This is a genomic window from Phytoactinopolyspora halotolerans (genome assembly GCF_010550675.1).
GTDB classification, from domain to species: Bacteria; Actinomycetota; Actinomycetes; order Jiangellales; family Jiangellaceae; genus Phytoactinopolyspora; species Phytoactinopolyspora halotolerans.
Map to the genome: position 1 here is coordinate 45585 of NZ_JAAGOA010000016.1, position 24134 is coordinate 69718.

Annotated in this window: 25 protein-coding genes and 2 tRNA genes; 11 read left to right on the forward strand and 16 right to left on the reverse strand. The window is 66.6% G+C overall.

Going from position 1 to position 24134, the window contains the following annotated elements; translation table 11 throughout:
• Window positions 1–37: 37 nt before the first annotated feature.
• The 3 genes from G1H10_RS21040 to G1H10_RS21050 are packed head-to-tail and all read left to right on the forward strand — an operon-like array spanning window position 38 to window position 2108.
• Window positions 38–580 (forward strand): RNA polymerase sigma factor, encoded by a 543-nt coding sequence (locus tag G1H10_RS21040; protein WP_216853509.1) that lies wholly within the window; start codon window positions 38–40, stop codon window positions 578–580.
• The gene (locus tag G1H10_RS21045) at window positions 570–1382 is read left to right on the forward strand and encodes a hypothetical protein (RefSeq protein WP_163741435.1); all 813 of its coding nucleotides are present in this window, start codon (window positions 570–572) and stop codon (window positions 1380–1382) included. The genes G1H10_RS21040 and G1H10_RS21045 overlap by 11 nt, the downstream gene beginning before the upstream one ends.
• Window positions 1383–1439: 57 nt before the next feature.
• Window positions 1440–2108, forward strand: coding sequence for a hypothetical protein (locus G1H10_RS21050; RefSeq protein WP_163741437.1), 669 nt, complete (start codon window positions 1440–1442; stop codon window positions 2106–2108).
• Window positions 2109–2129: 21 nt separating this feature from the next.
• Here G1H10_RS21050 and G1H10_RS21055 read toward each other — a convergent pair whose 3' ends face one another.
• The 4 genes from G1H10_RS21055 to G1H10_RS21070 form a co-directional block, all read right to left on the reverse strand.
• Entirely contained in the window at window positions 2130–2702 is a 573-nt protein-coding gene (locus G1H10_RS21055) for a TetR/AcrR family transcriptional regulator (RefSeq protein ID WP_163741439.1), read from the reverse strand.
• Window positions 2695–3519 (reverse strand): alpha/beta fold hydrolase, encoded by an 825-nt coding sequence (locus tag G1H10_RS21060; RefSeq protein ID WP_163741441.1) that lies wholly within the window; start codon window positions 3517–3519, stop codon window positions 2695–2697. The genes G1H10_RS21055 and G1H10_RS21060 overlap by 8 nt, the downstream gene beginning before the upstream one ends.
• A 75-nt stretch (window positions 3520–3594) precedes the next feature.
• A complete protein-coding gene (locus tag G1H10_RS21065) occupies window positions 3595–4233 on the reverse strand; it encodes a DUF8185 domain-containing protein (RefSeq protein WP_163741443.1) in 639 nt (212 codons plus the stop codon).
• The gene (locus G1H10_RS21070; RefSeq protein ID WP_163741445.1) at window positions 4230–5144 is read right to left on the reverse strand and encodes an acyl-CoA thioesterase; all 915 of its coding nucleotides are present in this window, start codon (window positions 5142–5144) and stop codon (window positions 4230–4232) included. Before G1H10_RS21070 ends, G1H10_RS21065 begins: the two co-directional genes overlap by 4 nt.
• 166 nt (window positions 5145–5310) lie before the next feature.
• Between G1H10_RS21070 and G1H10_RS21075 the strand changes: the two genes are divergently transcribed.
• Window positions 5311–6189, forward strand: a complete 879-nt coding sequence (locus G1H10_RS21075; RefSeq protein ID WP_163741446.1) for an RpnC/YadD family protein — start codon at window positions 5311–5313, stop codon at window positions 6187–6189.
• A 62-nt stretch (window positions 6190–6251) separates the two neighbouring features.
• On the opposite strand, the gene ettA is transcribed toward G1H10_RS21075, so the two are convergent.
• The 4 genes from ettA to G1H10_RS21095 all read right to left on the reverse strand — a co-directional run bounded on the left by ettA (window position 6252) and on the right by G1H10_RS21095 (window position 11382).
• Window positions 6252–7928 (reverse strand): energy-dependent translational throttle protein EttA, encoded by a 1677-nt coding sequence (ettA, locus tag G1H10_RS21080; RefSeq protein WP_163741449.1) that lies wholly within the window; start codon window positions 7926–7928, stop codon window positions 6252–6254.
• A gap of 150 nt (window positions 7929–8078) precedes the next feature.
• Complete coding sequence (locus tag G1H10_RS21085; RefSeq protein ID WP_163741451.1) at window positions 8079–8783, reverse strand: single-stranded DNA-binding protein; 705 nt, start codon at window positions 8781–8783, stop codon at window positions 8079–8081.
• A 143-nt stretch (window positions 8784–8926) separates the two neighbouring features.
• The gene (locus tag G1H10_RS21090; protein WP_163741453.1) at window positions 8927–10429 is read right to left on the reverse strand and encodes a GTP-binding protein; all 1503 of its coding nucleotides are present in this window, start codon (window positions 10427–10429) and stop codon (window positions 8927–8929) included.
• Window positions 10426–11382 (reverse strand): GTPase domain-containing protein, encoded by a 957-nt coding sequence (locus G1H10_RS21095; RefSeq protein ID WP_163741454.1) that lies wholly within the window; start codon window positions 11380–11382, stop codon window positions 10426–10428. The genes G1H10_RS21090 and G1H10_RS21095 overlap by 4 nt, the downstream gene beginning before the upstream one ends.
• Window positions 11383–11438: 56 nt before the next feature.
• Here G1H10_RS21095 and G1H10_RS21100 point away from each other — a divergent pair, with 56 nt between their 5' ends.
• The 3 genes from G1H10_RS21100 to G1H10_RS21110 all read left to right on the forward strand — a co-directional run bounded on the left by G1H10_RS21100 (window position 11439) and on the right by G1H10_RS21110 (window position 12750).
• Window positions 11439–11993: a YbhB/YbcL family Raf kinase inhibitor-like protein gene (locus G1H10_RS21100; RefSeq protein ID WP_163741456.1), complete on the forward strand. Its 555-nt coding sequence runs from the start codon at window positions 11439–11441 to the stop codon at window positions 11991–11993.
• 84 nt (window positions 11994–12077) lie between these two features.
• The gene (locus tag G1H10_RS21105; RefSeq protein ID WP_163741458.1) at window positions 12078–12626 is read left to right on the forward strand and encodes a YbaK/EbsC family protein; all 549 of its coding nucleotides are present in this window, start codon (window positions 12078–12080) and stop codon (window positions 12624–12626) included.
• Window positions 12627–12677: 51 nt separating this feature from the next.
• A tRNA-Arg gene (locus G1H10_RS21110) sits at window positions 12678–12750 on the forward strand.
• A gap of 38 nt (window positions 12751–12788) precedes the next feature.
• Here the strand turns inward: G1H10_RS21110 and G1H10_RS21115 are convergent.
• From G1H10_RS21115 to G1H10_RS21130, 4 genes are all read right to left on the reverse strand, one after another.
• The gene (locus G1H10_RS21115; protein WP_163741460.1) at window positions 12789–13631 is read right to left on the reverse strand and encodes an alpha/beta fold hydrolase; all 843 of its coding nucleotides are present in this window, start codon (window positions 13629–13631) and stop codon (window positions 12789–12791) included.
• Window positions 13632–13999: 368 nt separating this feature from the next.
• Window positions 14000–15310 (reverse strand): ABC transporter substrate-binding protein, encoded by a 1311-nt coding sequence (locus tag G1H10_RS21120; RefSeq protein ID WP_163741461.1) that lies wholly within the window; start codon window positions 15308–15310, stop codon window positions 14000–14002.
• 42 nt (window positions 15311–15352) lie between these two features.
• A complete protein-coding gene (locus G1H10_RS21125; RefSeq protein ID WP_163741463.1) occupies window positions 15353–16273 on the reverse strand; it encodes a carbohydrate ABC transporter permease in 921 nt (306 codons plus the stop codon).
• On the reverse strand, window positions 16266–17201 hold the full coding sequence (locus tag G1H10_RS21130) for a carbohydrate ABC transporter permease (protein ID WP_163741465.1): 936 nt from the start codon (window positions 17199–17201) through the stop codon (window positions 16266–16268). Before G1H10_RS21130 ends, G1H10_RS21125 begins: the two co-directional genes overlap by 8 nt.
• Window positions 17202–17461: 260 nt before the next feature.
• On the opposite strand from G1H10_RS21130, the gene G1H10_RS21135 reads away from it, so the two are divergent.
• A complete protein-coding gene (locus G1H10_RS21135) occupies window positions 17462–18496 on the forward strand; it encodes a LacI family DNA-binding transcriptional regulator (protein WP_163741467.1) in 1035 nt (344 codons plus the stop codon).
• Window positions 18497–18563: 67 nt separating this feature from the next.
• On the opposite strand, the gene G1H10_RS34675 is transcribed toward G1H10_RS21135, so the two are convergent.
• On the reverse strand, window positions 18564–19727 hold the full coding sequence (locus G1H10_RS34675) for a DUF5005 domain-containing protein (RefSeq protein ID WP_163741469.1): 1164 nt from the start codon (window positions 19725–19727) through the stop codon (window positions 18564–18566).
• 712 nt (window positions 19728–20439) lie between these two features.
• Here G1H10_RS34675 and orn point away from each other — a divergent pair.
• Both orn and G1H10_RS21150 read left to right on the forward strand, forming a co-directional pair.
• Window positions 20440–21051 carry an oligoribonuclease gene (gene orn / locus G1H10_RS21145; protein ID WP_312856617.1) on the forward strand — a complete coding sequence of 204 codons (612 nt, stop codon included), beginning with the start codon at window positions 20440–20442 and terminating at the stop codon, window positions 21049–21051.
• Between the two features lie 60 nt (window positions 21052–21111).
• Window positions 21112–21187, forward strand: a tRNA-His gene (locus G1H10_RS21150).
• 76 nt (window positions 21188–21263) lie between these two features.
• On the opposite strand, the gene G1H10_RS21155 is transcribed toward G1H10_RS21150, so the two are convergent.
• The 3 genes from G1H10_RS21155 to G1H10_RS21165 all read right to left on the reverse strand — a co-directional run bounded on the left by G1H10_RS21155 (window position 21264) and on the right by G1H10_RS21165 (window position 23547).
• Window positions 21264–21950, reverse strand: coding sequence for a DUF1028 domain-containing protein (locus tag G1H10_RS21155; RefSeq protein WP_163741470.1), 687 nt, complete (start codon window positions 21948–21950; stop codon window positions 21264–21266).
• A gap of 87 nt (window positions 21951–22037) precedes the next feature.
• The gene (locus G1H10_RS21160; RefSeq protein ID WP_163741472.1) at window positions 22038–22982 is read right to left on the reverse strand and encodes a ring-cleaving dioxygenase; all 945 of its coding nucleotides are present in this window, start codon (window positions 22980–22982) and stop codon (window positions 22038–22040) included.
• Window positions 22983–22995: 13 nt separating this feature from the next.
• On the reverse strand, window positions 22996–23547 hold the full coding sequence (locus G1H10_RS21165) for a YceI family protein (RefSeq protein WP_163741474.1): 552 nt from the start codon (window positions 23545–23547) through the stop codon (window positions 22996–22998).
• A 117-nt stretch (window positions 23548–23664) separates the two neighbouring features.
• Here G1H10_RS21165 and G1H10_RS21170 point away from each other — a divergent pair, with 117 nt between their 5' ends.
• Complete coding sequence (locus G1H10_RS21170) at window positions 23665–24132, forward strand: MarR family winged helix-turn-helix transcriptional regulator (protein ID WP_216853512.1); 468 nt, start codon at window positions 23665–23667, stop codon at window positions 24130–24132.
• Window positions 24133–24134: the final 2 nt, after the last annotated feature.

Below are 24134 nucleotides of genomic sequence, written 5' to 3' on the forward strand. Positions count from 1 at the left end.
GCGGAACGACCTGAGCGATCAGGCGATCATCGAACGTGTGCGGGGCGGCGACACCGACACCTACGCCGTGTTGGTGCGCCGCTACGCCGCTGACGCCCGCCGCGCCGCCGTCGTCGCGGGCGTCGGCGCGGACGCCGAGGACATCACCCAGGCCGCGTTCGTCAAGGCGTACCAGAACCTGACCCGGTTCCGCGACGGCGCGGCGTTCCGTCCGTGGCTGCTGCGGATCGTCGTCAATGAAGCCAGGAACGCCATCCGTGCCGACCGGCGACGACGCGCCGCCGCCGAACGACTCGCCTGGCTCGGCGGGGTTCCTGCCGACGACGGCGACCCCGCCGACGTGGCCGTGCACGACGACACGCGCTCCGTGTTGCGTGCGGCCTTGCGGGAGCTGCCGGAAACGCAGCGGCAGGTGGTGGTGTGCCGATACATCCTCGACCTGGATGAGCAGGAGTCGGCCACCGTGCTCGGGTGGCCGCGAGGCACCGTGAAATCCCGCCTGCATCGAGCGCTGCGGCAGCTGCGGGCCCGCCTGGACGGGGAGGAGCCCGCGGAACGGGAGGCCGAACATGGACGATGACCGATTCGAGACCGAGCTGCGGGCCCTCGGCGAAGAACTGGCGGTTCCCGAGGTCGACGCGGAGGTCACGGCAACGGCCGTGCTGGAACGGATCGCGGCGACCGAGGCGGCGACTGGCAGAGTCGCCGCAGCCGGAACGGCCCCCACGACCGGGACCGCCCCCGCAGCCGGGCGCGTGCGCCGATTTCCGGCCTGGGCTCAGACCATCGCGGGGAAGATCCGCACGCGGTGGCGGACCGTCATCGCGGCCGTGGTCGCCGTCCTTGTCGCAGGTGCCCTGACCCCGCCGGTCCGGGCGACGGTGGCGGACTGGCTCGGCCTGGGTGGGCTCGACGTGCGGCCCGGGCCAGCGGTCCCATCCGCTCCCCCGCCACCCGCCGTCGACGGTGACCTGGACGTCGATGGCGCGGCTGAGCTGGTCGACTTCGCACCGGCCGTCCCGGACCTCCTCGGAGATCCGGACGCCGTTGAGGTGAGCCCCAGCCGACAGCGGCTGTCGATGAGCTGGTCGCGACCGCACGGGACCATCCGGCTGGATCAGTTCACGGGTTCGCTCGCCGTGAAGTTCGCACCGGATCCAGGCCACCCCGTCGACCTAGGCCCAGCGCGTGGGCTGTGGTTCGCTGATCCGCACGACCTGCATCTGTACGACGCGGAAGGCACCGAGGCACCGATCGTCGATCGAGCATCAGGCCCCAGCCTGGTGTGGCAGGTCGGCGCGACGACGGTACGGCTGGAGGGGATCGCGGACGCCGAACGGGCGGCCGAGATCGCGCGATCGACGCTGGACGCCGGAACCTGAACCGGCCGGGCGGTGTAGTCACAGCACAACGATGCTGTGATTGGAGGAATCGACGACATGCCACATCTCGTCCGTTCCAGCGCGCGGGCGGCCGGCACGCTCGTCCTGGTGCTCGGCGCCGCGATGCTGACGTCCATGCCGGCCGAAGCGGGCGGACCGACCAGCGTGCTGATCTCGTCCCCGTCGACGCAGACCACTGCGTCGCTCTACGCGAACAGCACGCAGTACGAACAGCTACTCGATGCACTCGGCGGAACGACGCCGGATGCTGATCCGCAGGCGTCCGAGATGGCCGACGCGCCGGTCGGCCCGGGCAGCGATCAGATCAACGTCACCTGGCTCGTCCACGACGTCAGCGTCTGGCGGGTGGACCGGATCGTCCTGGTCGACTCGGGCGACATCTGGATTCACACCGAGGAGTCGCTGTCCGAGCGGCTCGACGTCACCGGGACAGACGGCGTGTGGCACCGGTCGACAGATCCGGACGCGTTGCGCGCCCTCCTGGACGAGCTCGGCATCCCCACCTCGACACACGACACCGGGCTCCCGCCCCGGCCGGATCCGTTGACGGATGCGGCCGATGAGCGCAACGACGCCCGCGTCGCATCGTTCACCTCAGAGAACACGTCGCCTTTGGTGTGGGTGCTGCCGAGCGCGGCTGCCGGCGTGGCTCTGGGCGTCGTCATCGACCGTCGGTTACGCGGGCGGCACCTCCGGAGCCCGTGACGGGGCTCGTTCCGCCGCGCACTAAGCCCATGAGCTCAGGGCTCGGTCCAGGCCATCCACCATGGCGTCGAAGCTCCGGTCGATGTCACGGGGCAGTCCGAAGCCGCCGGTGCTCTCGATCGCCGCGAAGCCGTGCAGGGCACTGCGCAACGCGCGGGCGGCGTCCACCAGGTGATCGCCGGTGATGCCGTACCCGGCCAGGACCGCGAAGAGCACCTGCGCGGCGTCATCGGCCGCCGCGCGCCGCTCGGCGGCGAGCTCGTCCGCTGAACCCGCGACGCGCACGGTCGCGGCATAGCGCCCCGGGTGCTCCAGCACGTACGCCCGGTAGGCGGCCGCGACGGCGCGCAGTGCATCGCCCCGGGAGCGTCCGACGGCGGCGCGCTGCATCGCCTCAGCGAGTTCTCCGATGGCCTGCAGGGACAGCTCGGCTTTCAATGCGTCCAGGCCGGCGACGTGCTTATACAGGCTGGGCAAGGCGACGCCGACACGTTTGGCGAGCGCGGCCAGGGTGAGCTGGTCGTAGCCGTGCTCGTCGGCCAGCTGAGCGGCTTGCTCAACGACGATCGGCCTGGTCAGGCCGGCCCTAGGCATCCGCCGCCTCGCCGAGTTTGCTCAGGAACGAGGTGATCGCGGGGTTGACCAGGTCGGGGCGCTGCGCCTGCGGGTAGTGACCGGCGTCCGGGACCATCAGCACGTCGGCGTCGCCGCCGATGGCATCGGCGGTGAACCGGGCCTCGGCCGCCGGGTCCGAGAAGTCGGGGTCGATCTCCCCCATCACCACCAGTGTGGGCGCCTGAACTGAGCCGAGTCGCGGCGTGACCGGCGCGTGTGACGTCTTGCTGGTGGCGAGGAACGCCGACCAGGCGCCCGGCCGGCGCAACGCGGACGTGATCCGCGCGATGTGATCGTCGAGATCGGCCGGGCGCTGGCCGGCGTTGAAGGATCGGTACGCCGCCCCGGTCGCCGGCACTCCCCACGGCCGCCGCAGCAGCACGGCGGTGAGCGCCTTCTTGTACCAGGGCGCGAAGGGTCCGCGGACGAAGGCGCCAAGCAGGACCAGCCCACGCACCGACTCCGGCCGTTCCGCGGCCGCCCAGACCGCTGCCGCGCCACCCATCGAGTTGCCGACCAGTACCGCCGGACCACCGCCCAGATGCTCGACGAGTGCCAGCAGGTCCGCGCCGGCCGCCGGATCGTCGTAGGCGGCGAACGTGGCGTCACTGTCACCGTGCCCCCGCAGATCCATGGTGGCGACGCGGTATCCGGCCGCCACGAGCGCCGGCACCGTGTTGCGGTACACCCCGCGTAGATCCATCATGCCTGGTGCGCAGAGCACGAGCGGCCCATCGCCTTGGACGTCGTACGCGAGCCGCCCCTCGGGCCGCTGGAGGAACTGAGTATCTGCCATAGCCAATATGCTAATGCCATTAGCCAATGGTGTCGATATCTCAGCGTTCGGTATCGAAGAGACGTCGCGCGCCGACTAGAGGGCGAAGAGTGCCAGACCGCTACGCGCGACAATGGTGCCGTTCGGCGCGTCCAGGCGCTGCCAGGAGGCGACCGACCGGAGTACCACCTCGCCAGATCCGCTGAGGAAGCCGTACGACGAGGCAGCGTGCGCCAAACGCAACGACACCCCTTCGGCGAGTTCCTTGTCCCAGATCTCCGCGGCCAGGCCCTCGAGCGCCGCCCGGCCGGCCCGCAGGTCACGTCCGCCCGCCGCCTCCGGTGCGCGCCGCTTGAACTGCTCGATGCCCACCTCGACGCGAGAGACGACCTCGGGCAGCGGCAGCCGGGCCAGCTCCGACCATCCCGACCGTGGCGGAAGGCTGCTCGTCCATCGCAATGCCGGCAGCGCCGGCGGTAGCTCCAACTCGCCCTCGGCCCCGACCGCTCGAGCCGCCAGCGTCGACGCCTCGACCACGACGTCCGCCTCCACCGGATCCGCCAGCGCCATGGCACGCAGCGCCAGCGCGTCGAACGGCGTCTCGGCGAAACACCCCGCCACCGAGCCATTGGCGACGATGCGCGCGACCGCCTCCGGCTCGTATCGGGCCACCCGCTGTGCGAACGTCGCCAAGTCAGCGGCGGCTCCCGGCTGCGCCGGCACCAGCACCGTCATTCCACACCGTCTCCGTCAGCCATAAAACCTTCCAACGCCGCCCTCTCCTCGGGCACGAGAGTCCTGCTGCGACGGGCACGGACGTCGTACGCGACCAGTGTCGTGGACGCGCGGGCATAGACTGTGTCCGCGTCACGCACGTCGTAGCCGAGGTCGAACGACGACCCGCCGATCCGCGTCACCCAGACACGCACGTCGAGCGGCTCCGTCCGGAACGGCACCGGGGCGAGATAGTCGACACTGAGACCCGCCACCACCGAGCCCTCATGCGCCTCGAGCGCATCGAAGAGATAGCGATGCGCGAAGTCGATCCGTGCTTCCTGCAAGTACTCGATGAACCTCACGTTATTGACGTGTCCGTACGAGTCGAGGTCGTCGAAGCGGACCATGCAGGGGTAACTGAACGGCTTGGCATTGCCCGGGTCGACCGCAACGGATGCCGCCCGATGGTCGGTGCGGGCGGCGTCACCGTCAGAAGACGGAACGGGGCCGTCCAGGTCACGGTAACCGTCGAGGACCGCTCGCTCTGTCGGGGCCACGCGGCGCGGACGGCCGCTACCGAGGTCGTACGGGACGAGCGTGGTGGTGGCCACCGCATAGACCTGGCGCTCACCGCCGTCTTCCACGTCGACCAACTCATAGCCCAGAGTGAACGTCGAGTTCCGGATATCGCGCACCCAGGTCTCGACCCGGAGCGGTCGCTGCCGGTACGTCAGCGGCGCGAGGTAATCGATGGCATGCCGCGCGACGACCGTGCCGCCGGCCAGGCCTTCCGCGCCCTGCCTATGAGCGTGCACGAACAGCATGTCGACGCGCGCCTCCTGCAGGTAGCGGAGGTAGACCATATTGTTGACGTGACCGTACGCATCCATATCGGCCCAGCGCAGCGGCACGTTTGTGACGTGTCTCATTGGTGCGGGCATCGTCTCTCGTCGTCGGTGGATCGGCTCTCATCCTAACCGGACAAGCGCAGCCTGCCGGCCGCGGTCTAGGCGCCGGCGCGCTGCTCCGTGCGCTCCATTGCGCATGCTTGACTCGGCTCTTGCTCACTTACCTTGGGTAGAATACATTTGCGTTGTGGTTAAGGCGGCCCACGAGGCACTCCACCGGATATTTCAGGATGACTCTGTCCTTTTCACCCGAGCCTTACGGAAGGCGCTCGGCGTCACACTGCCTACGCCGCGCGCGATCTCCGTGATCAACACCGACCTCACCGAGATCGAACCCATGGAACGCCGCGCCGACACCATCCTCTACGTCGAGTCCGCCGAGACCGATCACATCGTCATCATCGAGTCTCAAACCACGACCGACGACGCGAAGCGCCGTTCGTGGCCGTACTACGTCGCATACCTGCATTCGAAGTACGACGTACCCGTCACGCTCCTGGTGGTGTGCCCGAACGCCACCACCGCAGCATGGGCCCGCAGCCCTATCCACATCGGCTTGGACAGTCATGCCTCGATCATGTGCCGGCCGCTTGTACTCGGGCCGGACAACGTCCCTGCCATCGTGAGCATCGACGACGCCGCCGATGATGTAGTCCTGACGGTGTTCTCCGCGCTCACCCACAAAGACGGAGCCAACGCCGATCGGATACTGCGCACCCTCGCCGACGCGCTCGACACGATCGATCCGCCCTCAGCCGCCTACCTCGCTGAGTTCACGGAGGTAGGATTGGCCCAGACGACCGCGGCACAGACATGGAGGTCGCTCTTGTCCACGATGACCTACCCGTACCAGTCCCTCCTGCGGTCTCAATGGCGTGCTGAGGGACGCGCTGAAGGACGCGCGGAAGGCGAGGCGCTCTCCGTGTTGCGAGTGCTCGACCGTCGCGGGGTCCACGTCCCCGAGGATGCCCGCCAACGCATCATGGCCTGCACCGACACCGCGACATTGGAGTCCTGGCTCGATCGCGCGCTCACGGCCGGCACCATCGACGACGTCTTCGCGTAAGCACACGACACACAACGCGGCGGCACATCCATGATGTGCCGCCGCGCTTGCGTGGCGATCGATCAGTCTCGGGTCAGTTTGCGGTACGTCACGCGATGCGGACGTGCCGCCTCCAGGCCGAGCCGCTCGATCTTGTTCTTCTCGTACGACTCGAAGTTCCCCTCGAACCAGAACCACTTCGCCTGGTCCTCATCGTCGCCTTCCCAGGCCAAGATGTGGGTTGCGACCCGGTCGAGGAACCACCGGTCGTGCGAGGTGATCACGGCGCAGCCGGGGAACTCCAGCAGCGCGTTCTCCAAGGACTGCAATGTCTCGACGTCCAGATCGTTGGTCGGCTCGTCGAGCAGGATCAAGTTTCCACCCTGTTTGAGGGTCAGCGCCAAGTTCAGCCGGTTACGCTCGCCACCGGACAGCACGCCGGCCGGCTTCTGCTGGTCCGGCCCCTTGAATCCGAAGGCGGCGATGTACGCGCGGCTCGGCATCTCCACGTGCCCGACCTTGATGTGGTCGAGCCCTTCGGAGACGACCTCCCAGACGTTCTTCGAGCCGTCGATACCCGCCCTGGTCTGGTCGACGTACGACAGCTTGACCGTGTCGCCGACCCGGAGGTCACCGGAGTCCGGCGCCTCGTCTCCGACGATCATCTTGAACAGCGTCGTCTTTCCGACACCGTTCGGACCGATCACACCGACGATGCCGTTACGCGGAAGCGAGAACGACAGGTCGCGGATCAGTTGGTGATCGCCGAACCCCTTGCTCAGGCGTTCAGCCTCGACCACGACGTTGCCCAGCCGCGGGCCCGGCGGTATCTGGATCTCGTCGAAGTCGAGCTTGCGCGCCTTCTCCGCCTCGGTCGCCATCTCTTCGTAACGGTTGAGTCGCGCCCGCTGCTTGGTCTGACGTCCCTTGGCGTTGGAGCGTACCCACTCCAGCTCTTCCTTCATCCGCCGCTGACGCTTGGCGTCCTTCTGCCCCTCGACCTTCAGCCTGGCCTGCTTGTTCTCCAGATAGGTCGTGTAGTTGCCCTCGTAGCCATGCACCCGGCCACGGTCCACCTCGGCGATCCACTCCGCCACGTGATCGAGGAAGTAGCGGTCGTGGGTGACGGCTACGACGGTGCCCGGGTATTTCTCCAGGTGTTGCTCCAGCCACTGCACGCTCTCCGCGTCGAGGTGGTTGGTCGGCTCGTCGAGAAGTAGCAGATCCGGCTGCTCGAGGAGCAGCTTGCACAGCGCCACCCGGCGACGCTCGCCACCGGAGAGGACCGAGATGTCGGCGTCTGGCGGCGGGCAGCGCAACGCGTCCATCGCCTGCTCGAGCTGCGAATCAAGATCCCAAGCGTTGCGGTGATCGAGCTGCTCCTGGAGCTTCCCCATTTCTTCGAGGAGCTGGTCGGAGTAGTCGGTCGCCATCTTCTCGGCGATCTCGTTGAATCGGTCGAGCATCTGCTTGGTCTCGGCAACACCCTCCTCGACGTTGCCGAGCACCGTCTTATCCGGGTTCAGCTCCGGCTCCTGCGAGAGGAACCCCACCGAATAACCGGGCGTCAGATAGGCCTCGCCGTTGGAGGGCTGATCCCAGCCGGCCATGATCTTGAGCACACTGGACTTACCGGCGCCGTTCGGCCCGACGACACCGATCTTGGCACCTGGAAGGAAGGCCAAGGTGACGTCGTCGAGGATCACCTTGTCGCCGTGCGCCTTGCGCGCCTTGCGCATCACATAAATGAATTCCGCCATAGCGCCTCCAAGCCTACGACCTCGGCACCCGTTTGCCGTAAACGGCAGCGCCGGTAACGCGGCACGGGGTGGATATCGACAGTTTCGTGAGGTGTTGCCGCGCACCCCGGCCGAGCGGCAACACCTCACCGGCTCCGGTTGACCTGGCCGTCAGCCCTCGAGGGCAGCCCCGACCAACTCCTTCTCCCCGTCGACATCGTCGTCGTCCTCGGAGAGGTCATCGCCGTCCGCGGGTCCAGGCGCGGCGCCGGCACCAGCACTCCCGCTATCGGAGAAGGACACCGACCAGTCGCCGCCGTTGCCCGCCTCGACGTTCGCCGGATCGTGCGTGCGCTCTTCGGTCGCCACGTCGGCCGCCGACGTGCGTGCCGGATCCACGGCCATCGACGGCACCTCACCGGTGGCCTGGTCCACTCCGTCGTCACCCGCCGTGTAGACGGCGACCGCGTTCTTGACCTCGTCGCTCTCGGCCTCGATGGACGCCTGGCGGTGCGCCCGGCGGAACGCGCTGATCCCGCGGTAGAGGTCGTGGCCGATCGATGACGCCGTGATCTCCATCGAGTAGCGCTGCACGTTTCTCTCATCCCGCCAGTCACGGACCCGCATGCGCCCGTGCACCACGATGGGCTCGCCCTTCTTCAGCGAAGCCAGCGCGTTTCGCGCCAGCAGCGGATGCCAGCAGACCACGGTATAGAAGGATGGTTCCCCGTCCACCCACCGGTTGCTGCGGTTGTCGAAGTAGCGCTCGTTGCAGGCGATCCTGAAATGGCACCACGGCTCGCCTGTCTCAGTCTTTTCCTCCTTTTTGACGTTGGTCGCCACGTTTCCCGACACGGTGACGGTTGCTGCGGTCATTTCGCGCCTCCTGCGCTCGTTACGGTCGACTTGACGGCACCAACACTGGTACACCGACACGTCATTGCGGAAGCGACGATGTCCGAATGTGGATAACGACGGCAGCTAAGCGCCTGACCAGCTGTGGATAGCGTGTACTCCGGCTACGACGACGCCTCTCGCAGCGCGGTCCGGAACGTGTCGTACCGTTCCAGTTCGACGCGCAGCGGCGTGACGATGACGTCGTCCGCCGTCCGTTCAACCGCCGCCATCAGCCGCTCATGCACGTCGGCCGTCCACGCCTGGCGCGCACGGCGTGCCGACGCCGCGCGTGCCACCGCCACGATCAGACCCACCGCGGTGCCGGCCAGCAGCAGCGCCAGCGGCAGCGAGCTTCCGGCGATCTCCGGCTTCGGAATATCCTGCCGATCCAGCCAGCCGATATCGAGCTGTTCCTCCGCCTGGATCGTTAGCGCCCAGAGCCCACCGACCATGCCCACCAGTAGTGCGAGCCACTCAAGTGCGCCGGCCAGCCGCCACCACACGCCACGCCGTTCTCCGACCAGGTCGATCGAGCCGAGCGCCGCCTCCAGCTCTTCCGGTGCCTTGCGGGCCGCCTCGTCCGCGACCGACCGGATGGAGCCGCCCCAACCGCGGGTCAGCGACCCGGCGGCCGTTGCACCCAGATCACGGACGGCGGACTCAACCCGCTCACGGTGCACGTGTATCTGCGGCTGCGGCACCCGCTTCGACGGCCGCAGATACGCGTGTCCCGCCTGCGCCGCCACGGACCCGACGTCGGCCGCCGCGGCCATGGCGTCGACCAGCCGCCCGCGGTCGTCGTCGGTGACCGCTCCGGGCTCCGCACTGCCGGCGGCCTCGATCATGCGCCCGGCCGCGCGTGTGGCGTCCGCATCCACACGCTGCACGCTCGCTCGCCGCGTCTCCGCCGTCCGTCGGAGCAGATCCATGAGCGCGTCCAGGCCCTCGCCCGTCGCCGCGGACAGCGGCACGATCGGAGCGTCGCCGAGCCCGTCGTCGTCGAGGAGACGCCGCAGATCCGCCACGCATGCCTCGGCGTCGTCCTTCGTCAGCCGATCGATCTGGTTCAGCGCGACGACCACCACGTCGCTGTGTTCGGCGAGTGGCTGCAGGTAACGCTCGTGGACGGTGGCGTCGGCATACTTCTGCGGGTCCATCACCCAGACGAAGAGATCGACCTGTTCGACCATGCGATCCACAGTCTTGCGGTGCTGGACCTCCGTGGAATCGTGATCGGGCAGGTCGAGCAAGATCAACCCGTCCAAACCGTCTTTGGCGTCCGGGTCGAGCTCGCTCTCCCGGGAGATCCGATTCAGCGCGGGTATTCCCAGCCAGTCCAGCAGCGGCTGGGCCCCTTCGGCTCCCCAGACGCACGCCAGCGGCTGTGACGTCGTCGGTCGTCGCACGCCGACCCGTGCGATGTCCAGACCCGAGATGGCGTTGAACAGCGACGATTTACCGCCACCCGTCGAGCCGGCGAGGGCCACCACGGTGTGCTCGGTCGACAGGTCCATCCGGGCATCCGCGCGCTCCAGTACCTTCCGGGCCTCGGCCGTCGACGGATCGAAGAATCTGCCGGACCCGGCGTCAAGCGCCCGCGACAACGCCGCCGTCCGTGCGGTCATGCGGCGTCCTCCCAGGCACGTCTGACATCACTCGCCGCGCTGAGCAGGCTGTCCCGCGTCGGCTGATCGAACACGTCCTCCCCGGCGCCGGCCAAGACAGCGTCGAGGCGACCGAGCACAGCCTCGACCGCGCCGTGGAGCGTCCGGCGTATGATGACCGTCCGCGCCTGCTCGTCGCCGGCCAGATCGGTGAACCACCTCATCACCTGCTCAGCCGCTTCGGACGGCAGCACACCGGCGCTGGTCAGCTCGGTCTCGATGACGTCCAGCAGTGTCGCGTTCGGCAGGCCGCGGCCTGCTAGCAGCTCGGCGAGGTGCGATCGGACCTCATTCATCGCCACGGCGGGCACCCGGTTGAGCACGACCGCGACCGACATCCGGCGCTGAGCGGCCGCCCCCAGCAGATCCCACTGCAGGGCATCGGCATACCGGGCGGCGGTGGTGATGAACAGCCACAGATCGGCGGCGACGATCGCCTCCAAAGCAGGTCTGCGGATCGACGCCGCGACCGAATCCAATGGCGGCGCGTCGAGCAGGGCGACACCTGCCGGCACACGCTCGCTGGCGATCCGCTCCACCAGGGCGGGCTCGCCGCCATACCAACCGGGGCGATCACTCGTCGTGAACCACGCCGTGTCATTGGGGTGGTGGACAAGCACCGGTATCCGGGTCGTCGGGCGCAGCACCCCGGGCATCGTCACGATCTCGCCGACGAGTGTGTTCACGATGGTCGATGCGCCGGACCCGGTGGGTCCACCCACTGTCATCAGCAACGGTGCATCCGGATGCTCCAGGCGAGGGAGGATATACAGGTCGAGCAGCGCCAGAAGCTCATCGCGCTCACGACGGGCCGCCGCCGCGCTGGCGAACTCGAACGGAAACTCCAGCTCATCCAGCAGCCGGCGGACAGCGCTCAGCGCGTCGTACACGCCCGGGCCAGATGGTTGTACCACACAGTCATAGTTGCACTAACGTCGCTACGGACCATGACAACACTCTGGAGGATCTTATGTCCCTGGAACGTCCCCCCGCCCCCAATCCGTACGAATTGCTGCCGGCAGTGCCCAGTTTCCAGGTCAGCAGTGACGATGTCCACGACGGTGCGCAGCTGGACAACAAGTTCCTCTTCAACGACTGGGGGATGCCCGGCGACAACCTCTCGCCCCACCTGCGATGGGATGGCGCGCCCGAGCGTACGCAGAGTTACGTCGTCACCTGTTTCGACCCGGACGCCCCGACGCCCAGCGGGTTCTGGCACTGGATCGTCGTCGACATCCCGGCGCACATCAGGGAGATGCCACGCGGCGCGGGTGCGGCGGACGGACTCGGGCTTCCGGACGGCGCGTTCTCGGTGCGGAACGACACGGGGTCCGTCGGCTACGCCGGTGCCGCCCCGCCGCAAGGAGACATCGCGCACCGGTACTTCTTCGTGGTGCACGCGGTCGACGTCCCGTCGCTGCAGGCGGAAGGGGTGAGCCCGGAGGCGACACCGGCCGTCGTCTCGTTCAATCTCGCATTCCACACCCTGGCTCGTGGCATGATCGTTCCGGTCTATTCGCACTGATCGCGCCCCGCCACCTTCAACGACGATGGTCCTCGCGTCTCCCGGCGCCGCGACGGGAGACGCGGTGGCCGAAAGGACCCCCGCATGACGACACCGCAAATCGGCAAGCTGACTACCGAGCCCGCGCGGCAACGCTCTGACCTGCTCGCCGAGCCGGTCGACGCCGCCCTGACCAGGCATCCGGAGATCGAGGCGTTCGTCGCGGAGATCGATCCGGCGCTGGCGGACACCGCCGAGTTCTGCCGCGAGTACGATGTGGCCCTGGAGGTCTCGGCCAACTGCGTCGTCGTTGCCGGGAAGCGCGGCGGTGAGCAGCGCATCGCCGCGTGCATGGTGCTGGCGACGATGCGCGCCGACGTCAACAACGTGGTGCGGCGCCGGCTCGACGCACGCAAGGCCTCGTTCCTCCCGATGGACGACGCCGTCGCGCACACCGGCATGGAATACGGCGGGATCACGCCGCTCGGTCTGCCGAGCGACTGGCCCGTACTGGTGGACCCCGCGGTCGCCGCGTTACCGTACGCTGTGATCGGCAGCGGAGTCCGCCGATCGAAGCTGGCGGTGCCTGGTGAGCAGCTGGCCGCCTGGCCCGGGGCGGAGATCGTGGACGGACTCGGCCGACCTGTGCAGTAGGGTGCCTGATCGGTCACAATAGGACGGCACTGCACTGCCGCAACGCACCCAGCGCCTGTAGCTCAGTGGATAGAGCAGGAGCCTTCTAAGCTCTTGGTCGGGGGTTCGAATCCCTCCAGGCGCGCTGACCAGCAAGGATACGATACCGCACCTGGATCGGACCTAGCGCAAGAGCGGCACAGCGAGAAAGTCCCTTACCTCGCGTGTGACGCGTTCTGGGGCGTCTTCCATGACGAAATGGCCGGCCCGGGGTACGACGACGAGATCCGCACCGGGAATGTCATTGCTGAGCCGTTGCGCGTAGCCCAGGGGCTGCCACCGATCATTCTCGCCCCAGAGAATACGGACGGGCATGGTGAGAGCGCTGAGCTTGTCGCTGATCTCCTCGGTATACGTGGAATCGTAGTGCCGTACTTGGTGCTCGAAGAACGACGTGCGGCCCAACATCGACCGGTGAGGAGCCAGATAGGCGTCAAGCACATCGCCGGCCATCGCACCTTCGGTCTCGACAGTCATCTCGAGCTGTCGGGTGAGCAACGCGTCGAACGCGTCTTGTGACAGGTTCATGTACCCATCCAGCTGTTCGTCGATGAACTTCCGCCAGGTCGACGACGGCCACGAGTCGTAGCTGACGGTATCGATGAGCATCAGACGTCGCACGCGTTCGGGATGTGCGACGGCGAACCGTAGGCCGATAGCGCCTCCGATGTCGTGAGCGACGATGTTGACGCTGTCGACGCCCAACTCCGCGAGGGTGCATTCGAGCAGTTCCGTCTGTGCTGCCACCGAGGTGTCACGGTGCACTGGCCGCTCGGACAACCCGTACCCCAGCAGATCGTAGGTGACGGCTCGATAGCCCGCCGCCTCGATGTGCGGCACGACATCTCTCCATTCGTAGGAATGCGACGGCGTGCCGTGGATGAAGATCACGGCCTCGCCTTGGCCGCGGTCCCGATAGGCGAGACGCACCCCGTCGACAACGAGATGATCCGTCAAGAGGGTCATATCGGCTCTCCCTTCACGTTGCGTCGCCATGGCCGGAAGTATCTAGGCGTTGACCCCGCCCGCAGCGACTGAGGTGCCGTCCGGTGCCTCAGGCTCGAGTGCCGCGTTGGGACGCGACCGCGTGGTGACGATCGCCCAGGGAGGTCGACCGGCATCGGCGCGAGCCCGCCCGAGCGCGAGGTATACCGAACTGTCTACCCCCTACTATACAGATCGGTTTACCCCCGGCGCTCGCCTGGAGGCCATGACAGACGGGCGTGCGGCACATCCGATGTCGACGGTGCCGATCCGGAAGCCGCGCCTCCGGCCGGCACGGCGATGACCCGCGCCCGGTTTACGGCCGCCGGAGAATCGTCGGCATGCCTACCCTATCGAGCAGCGTCGATGCCGCTCTGGATCTCATCGAGGAACTGCTTGGCACCCTCCTCCGGAGTGAGCTCGCCGAAGAGCACGCGCTCGAAGTAGCGGCTCTGGATCGTCTCGATGTCGCTCGCGCCGTTGGGGGTGATGGCTGGAGCATCCCCGATGCGCTCGGTGATACTCGCGGTGAAGTCGAGGGTGGTCCGATCGGCTGGAGAGAGATCGTCGGCGATCGCCTCCTGGGCCGCCGGGTTCCCAGGCACGCCACGATCCGTGCCGAAGATCCGCGCCACTCGCTCGTCGTTGATCAGGAAGTCGATGAGTGCACCGGCCTCGGCAGGGTGTTCGGTCCCCGACGACACCGCCCAGTACATCGTCGGTTTGAGGTATTGGAAGCCCTCGTCGGTAGCCGAGTCGGTCGGCCAGTCAGCGATCAGCAGCTCGCTGTCCGGCATGGCGGCGGCGTGTACCGTGTACATCGCGCCGGGACTGAATCCCATGGCGATTCCTCCGGTCGCCATGCTCCCCTGCTCGAGTGGTACCCCAGTCTCCTCACTAAGCTGTTCGGCCGACAGCCCGGCGCCGCTGTCGATCCAATCCAGTGCCTTCTGCCAATAGGACGCGACCACAGAAGGGTCGATAACCACGTCGCCGGTCTCGTCGAAAAGCTCCTCGCCGTGCTGCCGCGCCCAGACGGTGAGCGTGAACGAGTCGCCTCCGAACGGGCCTACTCCTCGCACCTCCCCGTCCGACGCTTCAGAGATCCGCTGTGCGGCGGTGTCGAAGTCTTCCCAGGTCCAGGTGTCCAGGTCCGGTACTTCCACGCCATATTCGTCGAAGATCGACTTGTTGATCAGCACTCCGTTGGGTGTGCCGCCCACCGGTACGGCGTACAGGGTTCCGTCGACCTCTCCCGAACCGCGCAGCCCGTCCGGAAGGGCGCTCGTGTCGAGGAATTCCGACAGCGTATCGAGGTCGAGCAACGAACCGCGATTCGCGTAGGACGCCAGGTAGAGCTGGTCGAACTGTGAAACGTCAGGGGCGTCGCCGGACGCCGTCGTCGTGGCCAGCCGGTCCCAGTAGCCGGACCAGTCCGAGTGCTGCGCCTCGACCGTGATGTCCGGGTGTTCGCTCTCGAACAACTCGATGGCCTCCAGGGTGCGCTGTGTGCGGCTGTCCGCGCCCCACCAATTCAGGGTGATCGTCACCGGCTCGTCGCTCAGTTCGATATCGCCCGAGTCGGACGGAGACACACCGCAGCCGATCAGGGCTGCCGCCGCGAGAGCGGCAGAGCCCGCGTACATTCGTCGGTTCATCATGATCCCAACTTTCTGTCGAGTTCCGGCAGGAGAGTTGACGGCCTACTTTCCGCCCGTCGTGGCGATACCGCGCAGCAGGAAACGTTGCCCGAAGAGGAAGATAAGGAAGAGAGGTACCAGTGATACGACGCTCATCGCGAACATCGCCCCGAAATCCGACTCTGACTGGGCGTCGATGAATTGCCGCAGCGCGACCGGAACGGTGTACAGCGAGGGGTCGGTCAGGAAGATGAGCTGAGAGAAGAAATCATTCCACGTCCAGATGAACGTGAAGATGGCGGTCGTCGCGAGCGCTGGAATCATCAAGGGCAGAATGACTTGCCCGAAGATGCGGATATGGCCGGCACCATCGATCCGCGCGGCGTCGTCGAGTTCTTGCGGAAGCCCGCGGATGAACTGAACCATCAGAAAGATGAAGAACGCATCGGTGGCGAGCAGCTTGGGCACGATGAGCGGTAGGAAGGTGTTGACCCAGCCCAGCTGCGAATACAGCACGTACTGGGGAATGATCAGCACATGAAACGGCAGCATGATGGTGATCAGCATGATCGCGAATGCCGCCTTGCGATACTTGAATCTCAGCCGGGCGAATGCGTACGCCGCCATCGAGCAGGCAACCAGGTTGCCGATGATCGTGCCGAGAACGACGATCGCCGAGTTCACCAGATACGTGCTGAACGGGTGGCTGAGCGCATTCCAGCCTTCGGGGTAGTGGCTGAAGTCGAACGTATCGACGAAGATCCCGGCATGCTGGAAGATCTCGCTGTTGGGACGGACAGACGAGGCGACCATCCACAGTAGCGGATACAACATGACGAAGGTGACGACCATGAGCGCGATATGCCGGAGAACCTGGGCCCGGTGGACGCCACGCCGTACATGCAGCCGCCGACCACCCAGGCGCTCGGCCGGCGGAACAATCGTCTCCGTCGCTTCGGGCGCCTTCTGGAAGAGGTCACTCATTGTAGAAAACCCACCACTTCGAGGTCCAGAACATGATTGCCGTCGAGGCGCCGATGATCAGCAGGAGAAGCCACGCCAGCGCAGAGGCGTATCCCATCCGGAAGCTCGCGAACGCCTCTTGGTAGAGATACAGCGAGAAGAAGAGCGTCGAGTCAGCCGGACCGCCCGTGCCACCAGAGACAATGAATGCCTGGGTGAAAGACTGGAAGGACCCGATAACCCCGAGGACGAGGTTGAAGAAGATGATGGGGCTCAGCAGCGGCAGGGTGATCGACCGGAATTGCCGCCATTTTCCAGCTCCGTCGGTCGCGGATGCTTCGTAGTATTGACGCGGGATCTGCCGGAGGCCGGCAAGGAAGATCACCATCGGCGCGCCGAATGTCCACACGTTGAGCGCCATGATCGTCCCAAGAGCGGTGTCAGGCGACGCAACCCAACTCGGCCCCTCGATCCCGAAGATGCCGAGAAAGGCATTGAAGAGGCCTTCTTTGCCGAATACCAGGCGCCAGAGCACGGCGATCGCCACGCTACTGCCCAGCAGCGAGGGCAAGTAGAGCGCTGAGCGGTAGAAAGCGAGACCACGTAGCCCGCGGTCGAGCACAACCGCGAGCGCGAGCGCCACGGCCAGTTGAATGGGCAACGAGACCAGCACATACGTGAACGTGACCCCGAGCGATGAAGCCAGCCGCTCGTCGGAGAGCATCTGGGTGATGTTGTCGGTGCCGATGAAACGCGGGTTCTCCAGAAGGTTGTAGTCAGTGAACGCGAGGTAGAGCGACGCGATCATCGGACCGATCGTGATGAGCAGCAGCCCGATCAACCAAGGCGCGAGAAACCCAGCGGCAGCCCTATTGTCACGCGTGTCCGAGTCGATGGCGTGTCGCCGTTGACCTGTACCGAGAGCGCGGAGTTCTCCGAGTGCCGTCATCTCTCGGTCCTCACGGATCCGCAAGTACCGTACTCACCGTCCGCTGTCCCTCGGATCACCACGAGGGCGACCTGGACCGAATGACTTCGCTGTCGCACGCGATGCTCCCCTGCATCAGAGTGATCGATCACTTGGGAGCCGCACTGTAGCATGTGATCGATCACTCGGAACCCACTCCATCGACGGGTCAGTCTTGGGCGATGTGTCAGAATGACGCTCACCCAGCGTCGACATCGGTCGATTACCAGCGAGGACGCGGCATGACGACGGACCAGACACCGAATCGCACCCGGCGAGCGACGATCTGGGAGGTGGCCAAAGCGGCCGGCGTCTCCCACCAGACGGTGTCTCGCTACCTACGTCACGACAAACGGATGCGCCCAGAGACGATCGCCCGCATCAGCAAAGCGGTACAGCAGCTTGATTACCGGCCGAATCTGACGGCCCGGTCCATGCGGACCCGCCGAAGCGGACGAGTCGCGGTATTCCTGCCGTCCGTGACGTCCTACGGCCCGTCCCGCATCCTCAGCGGGGCGATGGATGTGGCGCATGAGGCCGGATATGCGGTCGAGGTGCTCAGCGTCGAGGGGACGCCGACCGACCGGTTCGACCGGGTGCTGCAGCTCGCCGATTCCGGTCAGGTGGAGGGTGTGCTCGCGCTGGCTCCGCTGCCTCCGGAGAGTGAGAATCGCTATCCCGATCGGGCGGCGATCGTCGTATCAGCCGACTACGACGACAATCTCCGCGGTGTCGGCGAACTCGCCGACGGCTCTCCGGTGGCCACTCTCGTCGAGCATCTCGCCGAACTCGGTCACCGTCGCTTCCTGCACGTCACAGGCGCGCTCGACTTCGCCTCCGCGCGCGGTCGCCGGGACGTCTTCGTCGAGACGGTGGAAACTCTCGGCCTCGGCCCTGCGCTTGTGCACGTCGGCGACTGGACACCGGAGGCAGGACGCGACGCGGTGCTCGCGCTTTCAGACGAGGAACCGCCGACGGCCGTCATCGCCGGCAGCGATGTCATCGCCGCAGGCGTGGTCGAGGGCGCCCGGATGAGGGGCTGGAGCGTACCCGACGATCTCAGCGTCACCGGATGGGACAACCACCTCCTGGGCGCCTACCTTCAACCAACGCTCACAACCGTGGACGTCGACCACCGCAAGCTGGGGAGCGCAGCCATGGCACGACTCGTCGCCATGCTGAAGTCGGCTCCACCGCCCGCGTTCACACAGCGGCCGCTGAACACGATCATCTGGCGGGAGTCGACGGCACCTCCGCGATCCGCGAGCCGACGGTGAGACGCTCAGAAGAAGGCATCCGCGCCACTGGAAACGTGCTGCACCGCAGCCAGACACCCGCCGCTGTTCACCCGGCAGCGGGAACGAGTTCGACCTCGACGAACCGCGGCCGGTAGATCGTGACGTCGTCGTAGAGGTCATCCGAGTCGAGGCTGTTCACGTTGTAGGTGATCAGGAGCCGGTCGCCGCGCCGCTGCCCCGGGTGCTCGTGCGCGTTGTACGTGATGATGTTCCCGCCGACCTCGGGCATGTCATGCAGGGTGGTCGCCGACGTGAACGGTCCCCAGGGTGAGCACCCCACATACCCGGCGATGGTGCTGCTGAACAACTCATGAGTGTCCTGGGTGACCAGGAGGTACCCGTCGCGGAACCGGGTCACGCTGTATTCGTTGGCGACGCCGTCCATGATCGGTGCGGAGTCGGTCTCCTCGGACGACCAACCATCGCCGGTCCAATACTCCCACGCGTCGGCGAGGTCGCGGCCGGTCACACGGGCGAGGTGCATGTACTTCGTCGCGCCCTGGTCGTCGACGCCATAGATGTACGTGTGCGGACCGACGCGTTCGATCCACGACGCCCACTGCACCCCCGATTCGGACGGCATCGGGACGACGTCGCGGACCGCGTAGGTCCGCGGGTCGAACCGCACGAGCTTGTTGGCGCTCCAGCCGAAGTCCCACATGCCGGGGCCGAATTTCTCGAACTCCAGGAACATCACGTCCAGGCTCCGCGGCGTGGCCATGCCAGCGCCGAGCCAGTTCCACGTGTCCGGCTTGTCCGGTGGTACCAGCGACTCCGGTTCGTCCGCCGTGCCGCCGGTGATGGTCCGCAGGGAGTCACCGCGCTGTTCGATGAACGAGTTGTTCAGGAACGGCGTATCGGCCGGCCGGGTGAGGTCGTCGTCGACCGGCCCGAGAAAGGTGTCCGAGAACAGCCACAGAGTCCGGCCGCGATCCAGCTCAACCGAGTACGTGCTGTCCCCGCCCGTCCAACCGACCCCGGAGTTCCCATACGCCTCGAAGAGCTCGGTACGGCCGGTCTCGGCCCGCGACGTGGCCTCCCAGCCGGTTTCCGTCAGGCTGCACGTGGCCTCCACGCCTGGTTCCGCGCGGCCTGTCACATTCCCGGCGGAAGGACTGTCGGCCGCGCCCGCGGACGCGGACAGCGAACCCACCAGTCCGGCTGCGGCAAGGATGGCAATCGCTGGACGAAACGGACGAGGACGGCGCATGGAACCTCCCACGACAATGTGGCCAGTTGAATAGGTGATTAGATCACTTAACGACTATCGTGTCGAGTCAAAGACTTTCGCGTGGCCGCACCGGCCTTCCCCGTAACGGTGATCCACATCCGGCTGACCTCGGCATCCCCATCTCCGCGCGGCACGCTCCCCAGCACGGTCGGTGTACCGCGCCGGCGGCGCCTCTGATAGGAATCCACCATGGTGCCGAGACGCCGCCCCGCAGGACGGGGACGCCGGAACGTTCGACGCACCCCGCAACCGGCCCTCCCATCCGCGACTGAGGTCGCGGTCTACGGCATCCTCGCCGCCCTCGTCGCCGCGGGATTGGTCGTCGCCGCCGGCCGTCCGCTCTGGCACGCTGCCGCGGTCCTGGCCGGCGCAGTGGGGTTGATCGGCATCCTCAGCGCCGCCATCGCACGAACCAGACAGCATCCGTACCACGACGGCCGCGGACCCCGCCCACCTGATCAGCACCCGCGCCACGACAGCCCCGCACCCCGCCCACCTGATCAGCACCCGCGCCACGACAGCCCCGCATACGACCCAACCGCGCCGCACCCGCCCATCCAGCACCCACCGCACGGACACGCGTCGCCAGAGCCGGACGAGCAGCCGGGATCCGGTCGCGCGAGACACGCAGGCGGGCGAGGACGCAGGCGCAAGCGGTGACCCTCACCCGGTTCGACGTATCGTTGGCGCCGTGAACAACGACCGGCTTGTATGGATCGACTGTGAGATGACCGGCCTGGATCTCAAGCGCGACGCGTTGATCGAGATCGCCGTCCTGGTCACCGACGGCGAGCTCAACGTGCTCGGCGACGGCGTCGACGTCGTGATCCGCCCACCCAACGAGGCGATCGAGCAGATGCAAGGTCTCGTCCGCGACATGCACACGGAGAGCGGCCTCCTCGACGAGCTACACGAGGGCGTGACCCTCGACGAGGCGCGAGACCAGGCGCTCGGGTACATCAAGGAATACGTGCCCGAACCGGTGAAGGCACCGCTGGCCGGTAACACGGTGCACATGGACCGGCTGTTCCTTGCGCGCGACCTGCCCGAACTGGAGGGCTGGCTGCACTACCGGAACGTGGACGTCTCCTCCATCAAGGAGCTGGTCCGACGGTGGTATCCCCGGGTCTATTTCGCCAGCCCGGACAAGACCGGCAACCACCGCGCCCTCGGCGACATCCAGGATTCGATCAACGAGTTGCGTTACTACCGTCAGACCGTATTCGTGCCGCTCCCCGGCCCGGACAGTGACACCGCACGGGACGCCGCGGCCAGTGTGGCGGGTGGCACACAAACCCCGTGACGATCCACCCGCTCGAGGCCGTATACTTGTCGAGCCGTACCTTTGCGAAGGTGCGCCATGGTGGCCGTAGCTCAGCAGGTAGAGCACCTGGTTGTGGTCCAGGATGTCGCGGGTTCAAATCCCGTCGGTCACCCCATGAGCGGCCCGGTGGAGACACCAGGGCCGCTCGCCATGTGTGGACCCGCTCGCCGCGAGGTTCAGCTGCGGCGTCGTCAGACGGTGTCGCCGGTTCCTCGGTAGTCGACCTCACCGAGCGGATCGGTGCGCTTGGGCAGCATCTCAATCTCGGGAAGGAGCTCCTGAGCAAAGGTCTCCTTCTGCTTGTGCAGGTGGGCGAGCGGGTCATCCGCATCGTCGATGCGGAGATCCCAGAGCGGGTAAAGCTCACTTCCCATGATCAAGACGGTGGCAGACCGGTGGCCCTGGGTATCGCCCCCGGCGTCCTCGCCTGCGTCAAGCGCAGCGACGAGACGGTCCACGAGTTGATCGCCCGCACGTGCTTCATAAGCGTCGACGGCGGCGTCCAGCACCTGCGAACCGGCGAGCCGGTTTCCCTGGCACGCGTAATGCGGACCGGTGCGGTGCCCCTTCCAGTCCGCCGGAAGCGAGCCGGTATGGCCGGCAGAACGGCCCGCAAGGTCCACGATCCCGACCTGACGCCCCTCCCGTCCGGGGTCTTGATCGACAAGGTAGGCCAGCGCCTCGTCGGCGGGGACGCCCTGCCCGATCAGCGCCAACCCGTCGAACGCTAGGTAGGGATTCATGATCGCCTGGGAGGCTGCGGCACCGCAGCGGGTACGGGCGTGCGCCACGATCTTTCCGACGCCGGGCATCGCCGTCATCGCGGCCACCCCCACCTGACCGGTCCCGGGATCGGCTACTGCCAGCGAGAATGTCATCGGGAGCTCCAAACCGACGGCTCACGTCATCTGACGCTCGCCGATGTCCTTACCCGGCTGCCTCCCATTGATCCCTGCCGCGAGTCGTCACGGCACGAGGTGCAGCGGCGGCAGATTGGCCTGTATGTCCTCCCGGCTGGGCTCCAGCCATGGAGGCAGCTTCAGCGAACGGCCGAGCTCGAGCAGCGGCTCGTCGATGTCGAAACCCGGTGTGTCGGTCGCGATCTCGAACAGCACGCCGCCGGGCTCGCGGAAGTAGATGGACATGAAATACTGCCGGTCCATGATCTCGGTGACGTGGATACCGGCTTCGACGAGCTCGTCCCGCCACCGGGTCATCGTGGCGAGGTCAGGGGCGCGGAACGCGACATGGTGCACCGTGCCGCCGGCCTGCAGACCACGGTCGGCCTCACTGGCGGCCACGTCGACCAGAGCACCCGAGTTCCCTTGCGCCATGGAGAACCGGGCGCGGCTGCTCGCCTCGCCTCCCAATTCCATGCCGAGCTTGGCGGTCAGCATCTCCGCGGTCGGATCCAGTAGCCGCTCGCTCATGGTCACCGAGTGCAGCCCGCGCACGGCGTGGTCGGACGGGATACTGGCGACGCCGTCCCAACCGGAACGGCGATCGCCTGGCGCCGCGACGAGGTCCACCACCAGCCCGTCCGGGTCCCGGAACGTCACGACGTCCTCGCCGTCGCGGCTACGCGGCGCGTCGACCGGCACCCCGTACGCCTTCAGGCGCTCGTGCCACCAGCCGGTCGAACCTTCGGGCACGCTGAACGCCGTCGCCGTCGTCAGGCCCGTGCCCTGCCGCCCCGCCGGTACCCCACGCCACGGGAAGAACGTCAGCACGCTGGACGGCCGGCCCACCTCATCGCCGTAATAGAGGTGGTAGGTGTCCGGTGCGTCGAAGTTCACCGTCTGCTTGACCAGCCGTAGCCCCAGCACCTGCGTGTAGAAGTCCACGTTGCGCTGCGGGTCGTCGGCGATGGCCGTGACGTGATGGAGCCCGTGCGGGGCGACCGTGCTCATCAGATCCTCCCGTTCAGGAAGCCTTCTTGATGGCGGACACCTCGAATTCGAGGGTGACCTTCTCACCGACCAGCACGCCACCGGTCTCCAGCGGAGCATTCCAGGTGACGTTGAAGTCCTTGCGGTTGATCTCGAGCTTTCCCTCGAACCCGACGCGGAAGTTGCCGAACGGGTCGGTGGCGGCGCCGCCGAACTCGAACGGGATGGTGACGGACTTGGTGACGTCCTTGATGGTGAGGTCGCCGGTCACCTCGAACTCCTCGTCACCGGCCTCACGGATGCCGGTAGTGGAGAAGGTGATCTCCGGGTACTTCTCGATGTCCAGGAAGTCATTGGTGCGCAGGTGCCCGTCGCGCTGCTCGTTACGGGTGTCGATGCTGGCGGTCTTGATGACCACCGTGGCACTGGACTTGCTCGGGTCCTCGCCGTCGATCTTCACAGTGCCTTCGAACTCGTTGAACGAGCCCCGCACCTTGGTCACCATCGCGTGCCGCGCGACGAAGCCCAGCCGCGAGTGCTCCGGGTCGATGGTGTACTCACCGGTGAGATCGGTGTAGTCAGCCATTGTCTTCACTCCTTCTACTCTCCTTGTGCCTGGTAGTACCCCAGCACGATTTGGTTGACACATCACACAATACACACTTTAGATGACGTGTCAACCAAATCTGGTAGACTAGGCCGCGTGAACGAGACACGGTGGCTTGACGACGAGGAACAGCGTGCCTGGCGCAGCTTCGTCCGGATGACGGAGAAGCTCAACGCGCGGCTGCATCGACAGCTGCAGACGGACTCTGAACTGTCGCTGTCCGACTTCGCCGTCCTCGTCGGCCTTACCGATGTGCCGACGGAGAGCCTGCGCGTCTCCGAACTCGCAGCCGCCCTGGAATGGGAGAAGAGCCGAGTCTCGCATCAAATCACCCGGATGGAACGCCGTGGCCTCGTCGAACGCGTGGACTGCCCGAACGACGGACGGAGTGCCTTCGTCAACCTCACCGCCTGCGGCCGCAAGGCGATCGAGGCGGCCGCTCCGCAGCACGTCGAGACCGTCCGCACCTTGTTCTTGGACCACCTGACCCGGGCCCAGTTGAAGGCTCTGGGGACGATCGCGGATCAGGTCCTGGAGTATCTCGACTCCGCCGACGCGTCGTAGTG

Bases quoted from the DNA above. Each gene is read 5' to 3' on its own strand.
- G1H10_RS34675 (WP_163741469.1), bottom strand. From the start codon at position 19,727: ATGCGCCGTCCTCGTCCGTTTCGTCCAGCGATTGCCATCCTTGCCGCA.
- G1H10_RS21105 (WP_163741458.1), top strand. From the start codon at position 12,078: ATGACGACACCGCAAATCGGCAAGCTGACTACCGAGCCCGCGCGGCAA.
- G1H10_RS21065 (WP_163741443.1), bottom strand. From the start codon at position 4,233: ATGACGGTGCTGGTGCCGGCGCAGCCGGGAGCCGCCGCTGACTTGGCG.
- ettA (WP_163741449.1), bottom strand. From the start codon at position 7,928: ATGGCGGAATTCATTTATGTGATGCGCAAGGCGCGCAAGGCGCACGGC.
- G1H10_RS21125 (WP_163741463.1), bottom strand. From the start codon at position 16,273: ATGAGTGACCTCTTCCAGAAGGCGCCCGAAGCGACGGAGACGATTGTT.
- G1H10_RS21045 (WP_163741435.1), top strand. From the start codon at position 570: ATGGACGATGACCGATTCGAGACCGAGCTGCGGGCCCTCGGCGAAGAA.
- G1H10_RS21160 (WP_163741472.1), bottom strand. From the start codon at position 22,982: ATGAGCACGGTCGCCCCGCACGGGCTCCATCACGTCACGGCCATCGCC.
- G1H10_RS21050 (WP_163741437.1), top strand. From the start codon at position 1,440: ATGCCACATCTCGTCCGTTCCAGCGCGCGGGCGGCCGGCACGCTCGTC.
- G1H10_RS21055 (WP_163741439.1), bottom strand. From the start codon at position 2,702: ATGCCTAGGGCCGGCCTGACCAGGCCGATCGTCGTTGAGCAAGCCGCT.
- G1H10_RS21085 (WP_163741451.1), bottom strand. From the start codon at position 8,783: ATGACCGCAGCAACCGTCACCGTGTCGGGAAACGTGGCGACCAACGTC.
- G1H10_RS21115 (WP_163741460.1), bottom strand. From the start codon at position 13,631: ATGACCCTCTTGACGGATCATCTCGTTGTCGACGGGGTGCGTCTCGCC.
- G1H10_RS21120 (WP_163741461.1), bottom strand. From the start codon at position 15,310: ATGATGAACCGACGAATGTACGCGGGCTCTGCCGCTCTCGCGGCGGCA.
- G1H10_RS21100 (WP_163741456.1), top strand. From the start codon at position 11,439: ATGTCCCTGGAACGTCCCCCCGCCCCCAATCCGTACGAATTGCTGCCG.
- G1H10_RS21130 (WP_163741465.1), bottom strand. From the start codon at position 17,201: ATGACGGCACTCGGAGAACTCCGCGCTCTCGGTACAGGTCAACGGCGA.
- G1H10_RS21090 (WP_163741453.1), bottom strand. From the start codon at position 10,429: ATGACCGCACGGACGGCGGCGTTGTCGCGGGCGCTTGACGCCGGGTCC.
- G1H10_RS21060 (WP_163741441.1), bottom strand. From the start codon at position 3,519: ATGGCAGATACTCAGTTCCTCCAGCGGCCCGAGGGGCGGCTCGCGTAC.
- G1H10_RS21070 (WP_163741445.1), bottom strand. From the start codon at position 5,144: ATGAGACACGTCACAAACGTGCCGCTGCGCTGGGCCGATATGGATGCG.
- G1H10_RS21135 (WP_163741467.1), top strand. From the start codon at position 17,462: ATGACGACGGACCAGACACCGAATCGCACCCGGCGAGCGACGATCTGG.
- G1H10_RS21165 (WP_163741474.1), bottom strand. From the start codon at position 23,547: ATGGCTGACTACACCGATCTCACCGGTGAGTACACCATCGACCCGGAG.
- G1H10_RS21155 (WP_163741470.1), bottom strand. From the start codon at position 21,950: ATGACATTCTCGCTGGCAGTAGCCGATCCCGGGACCGGTCAGGTGGGG.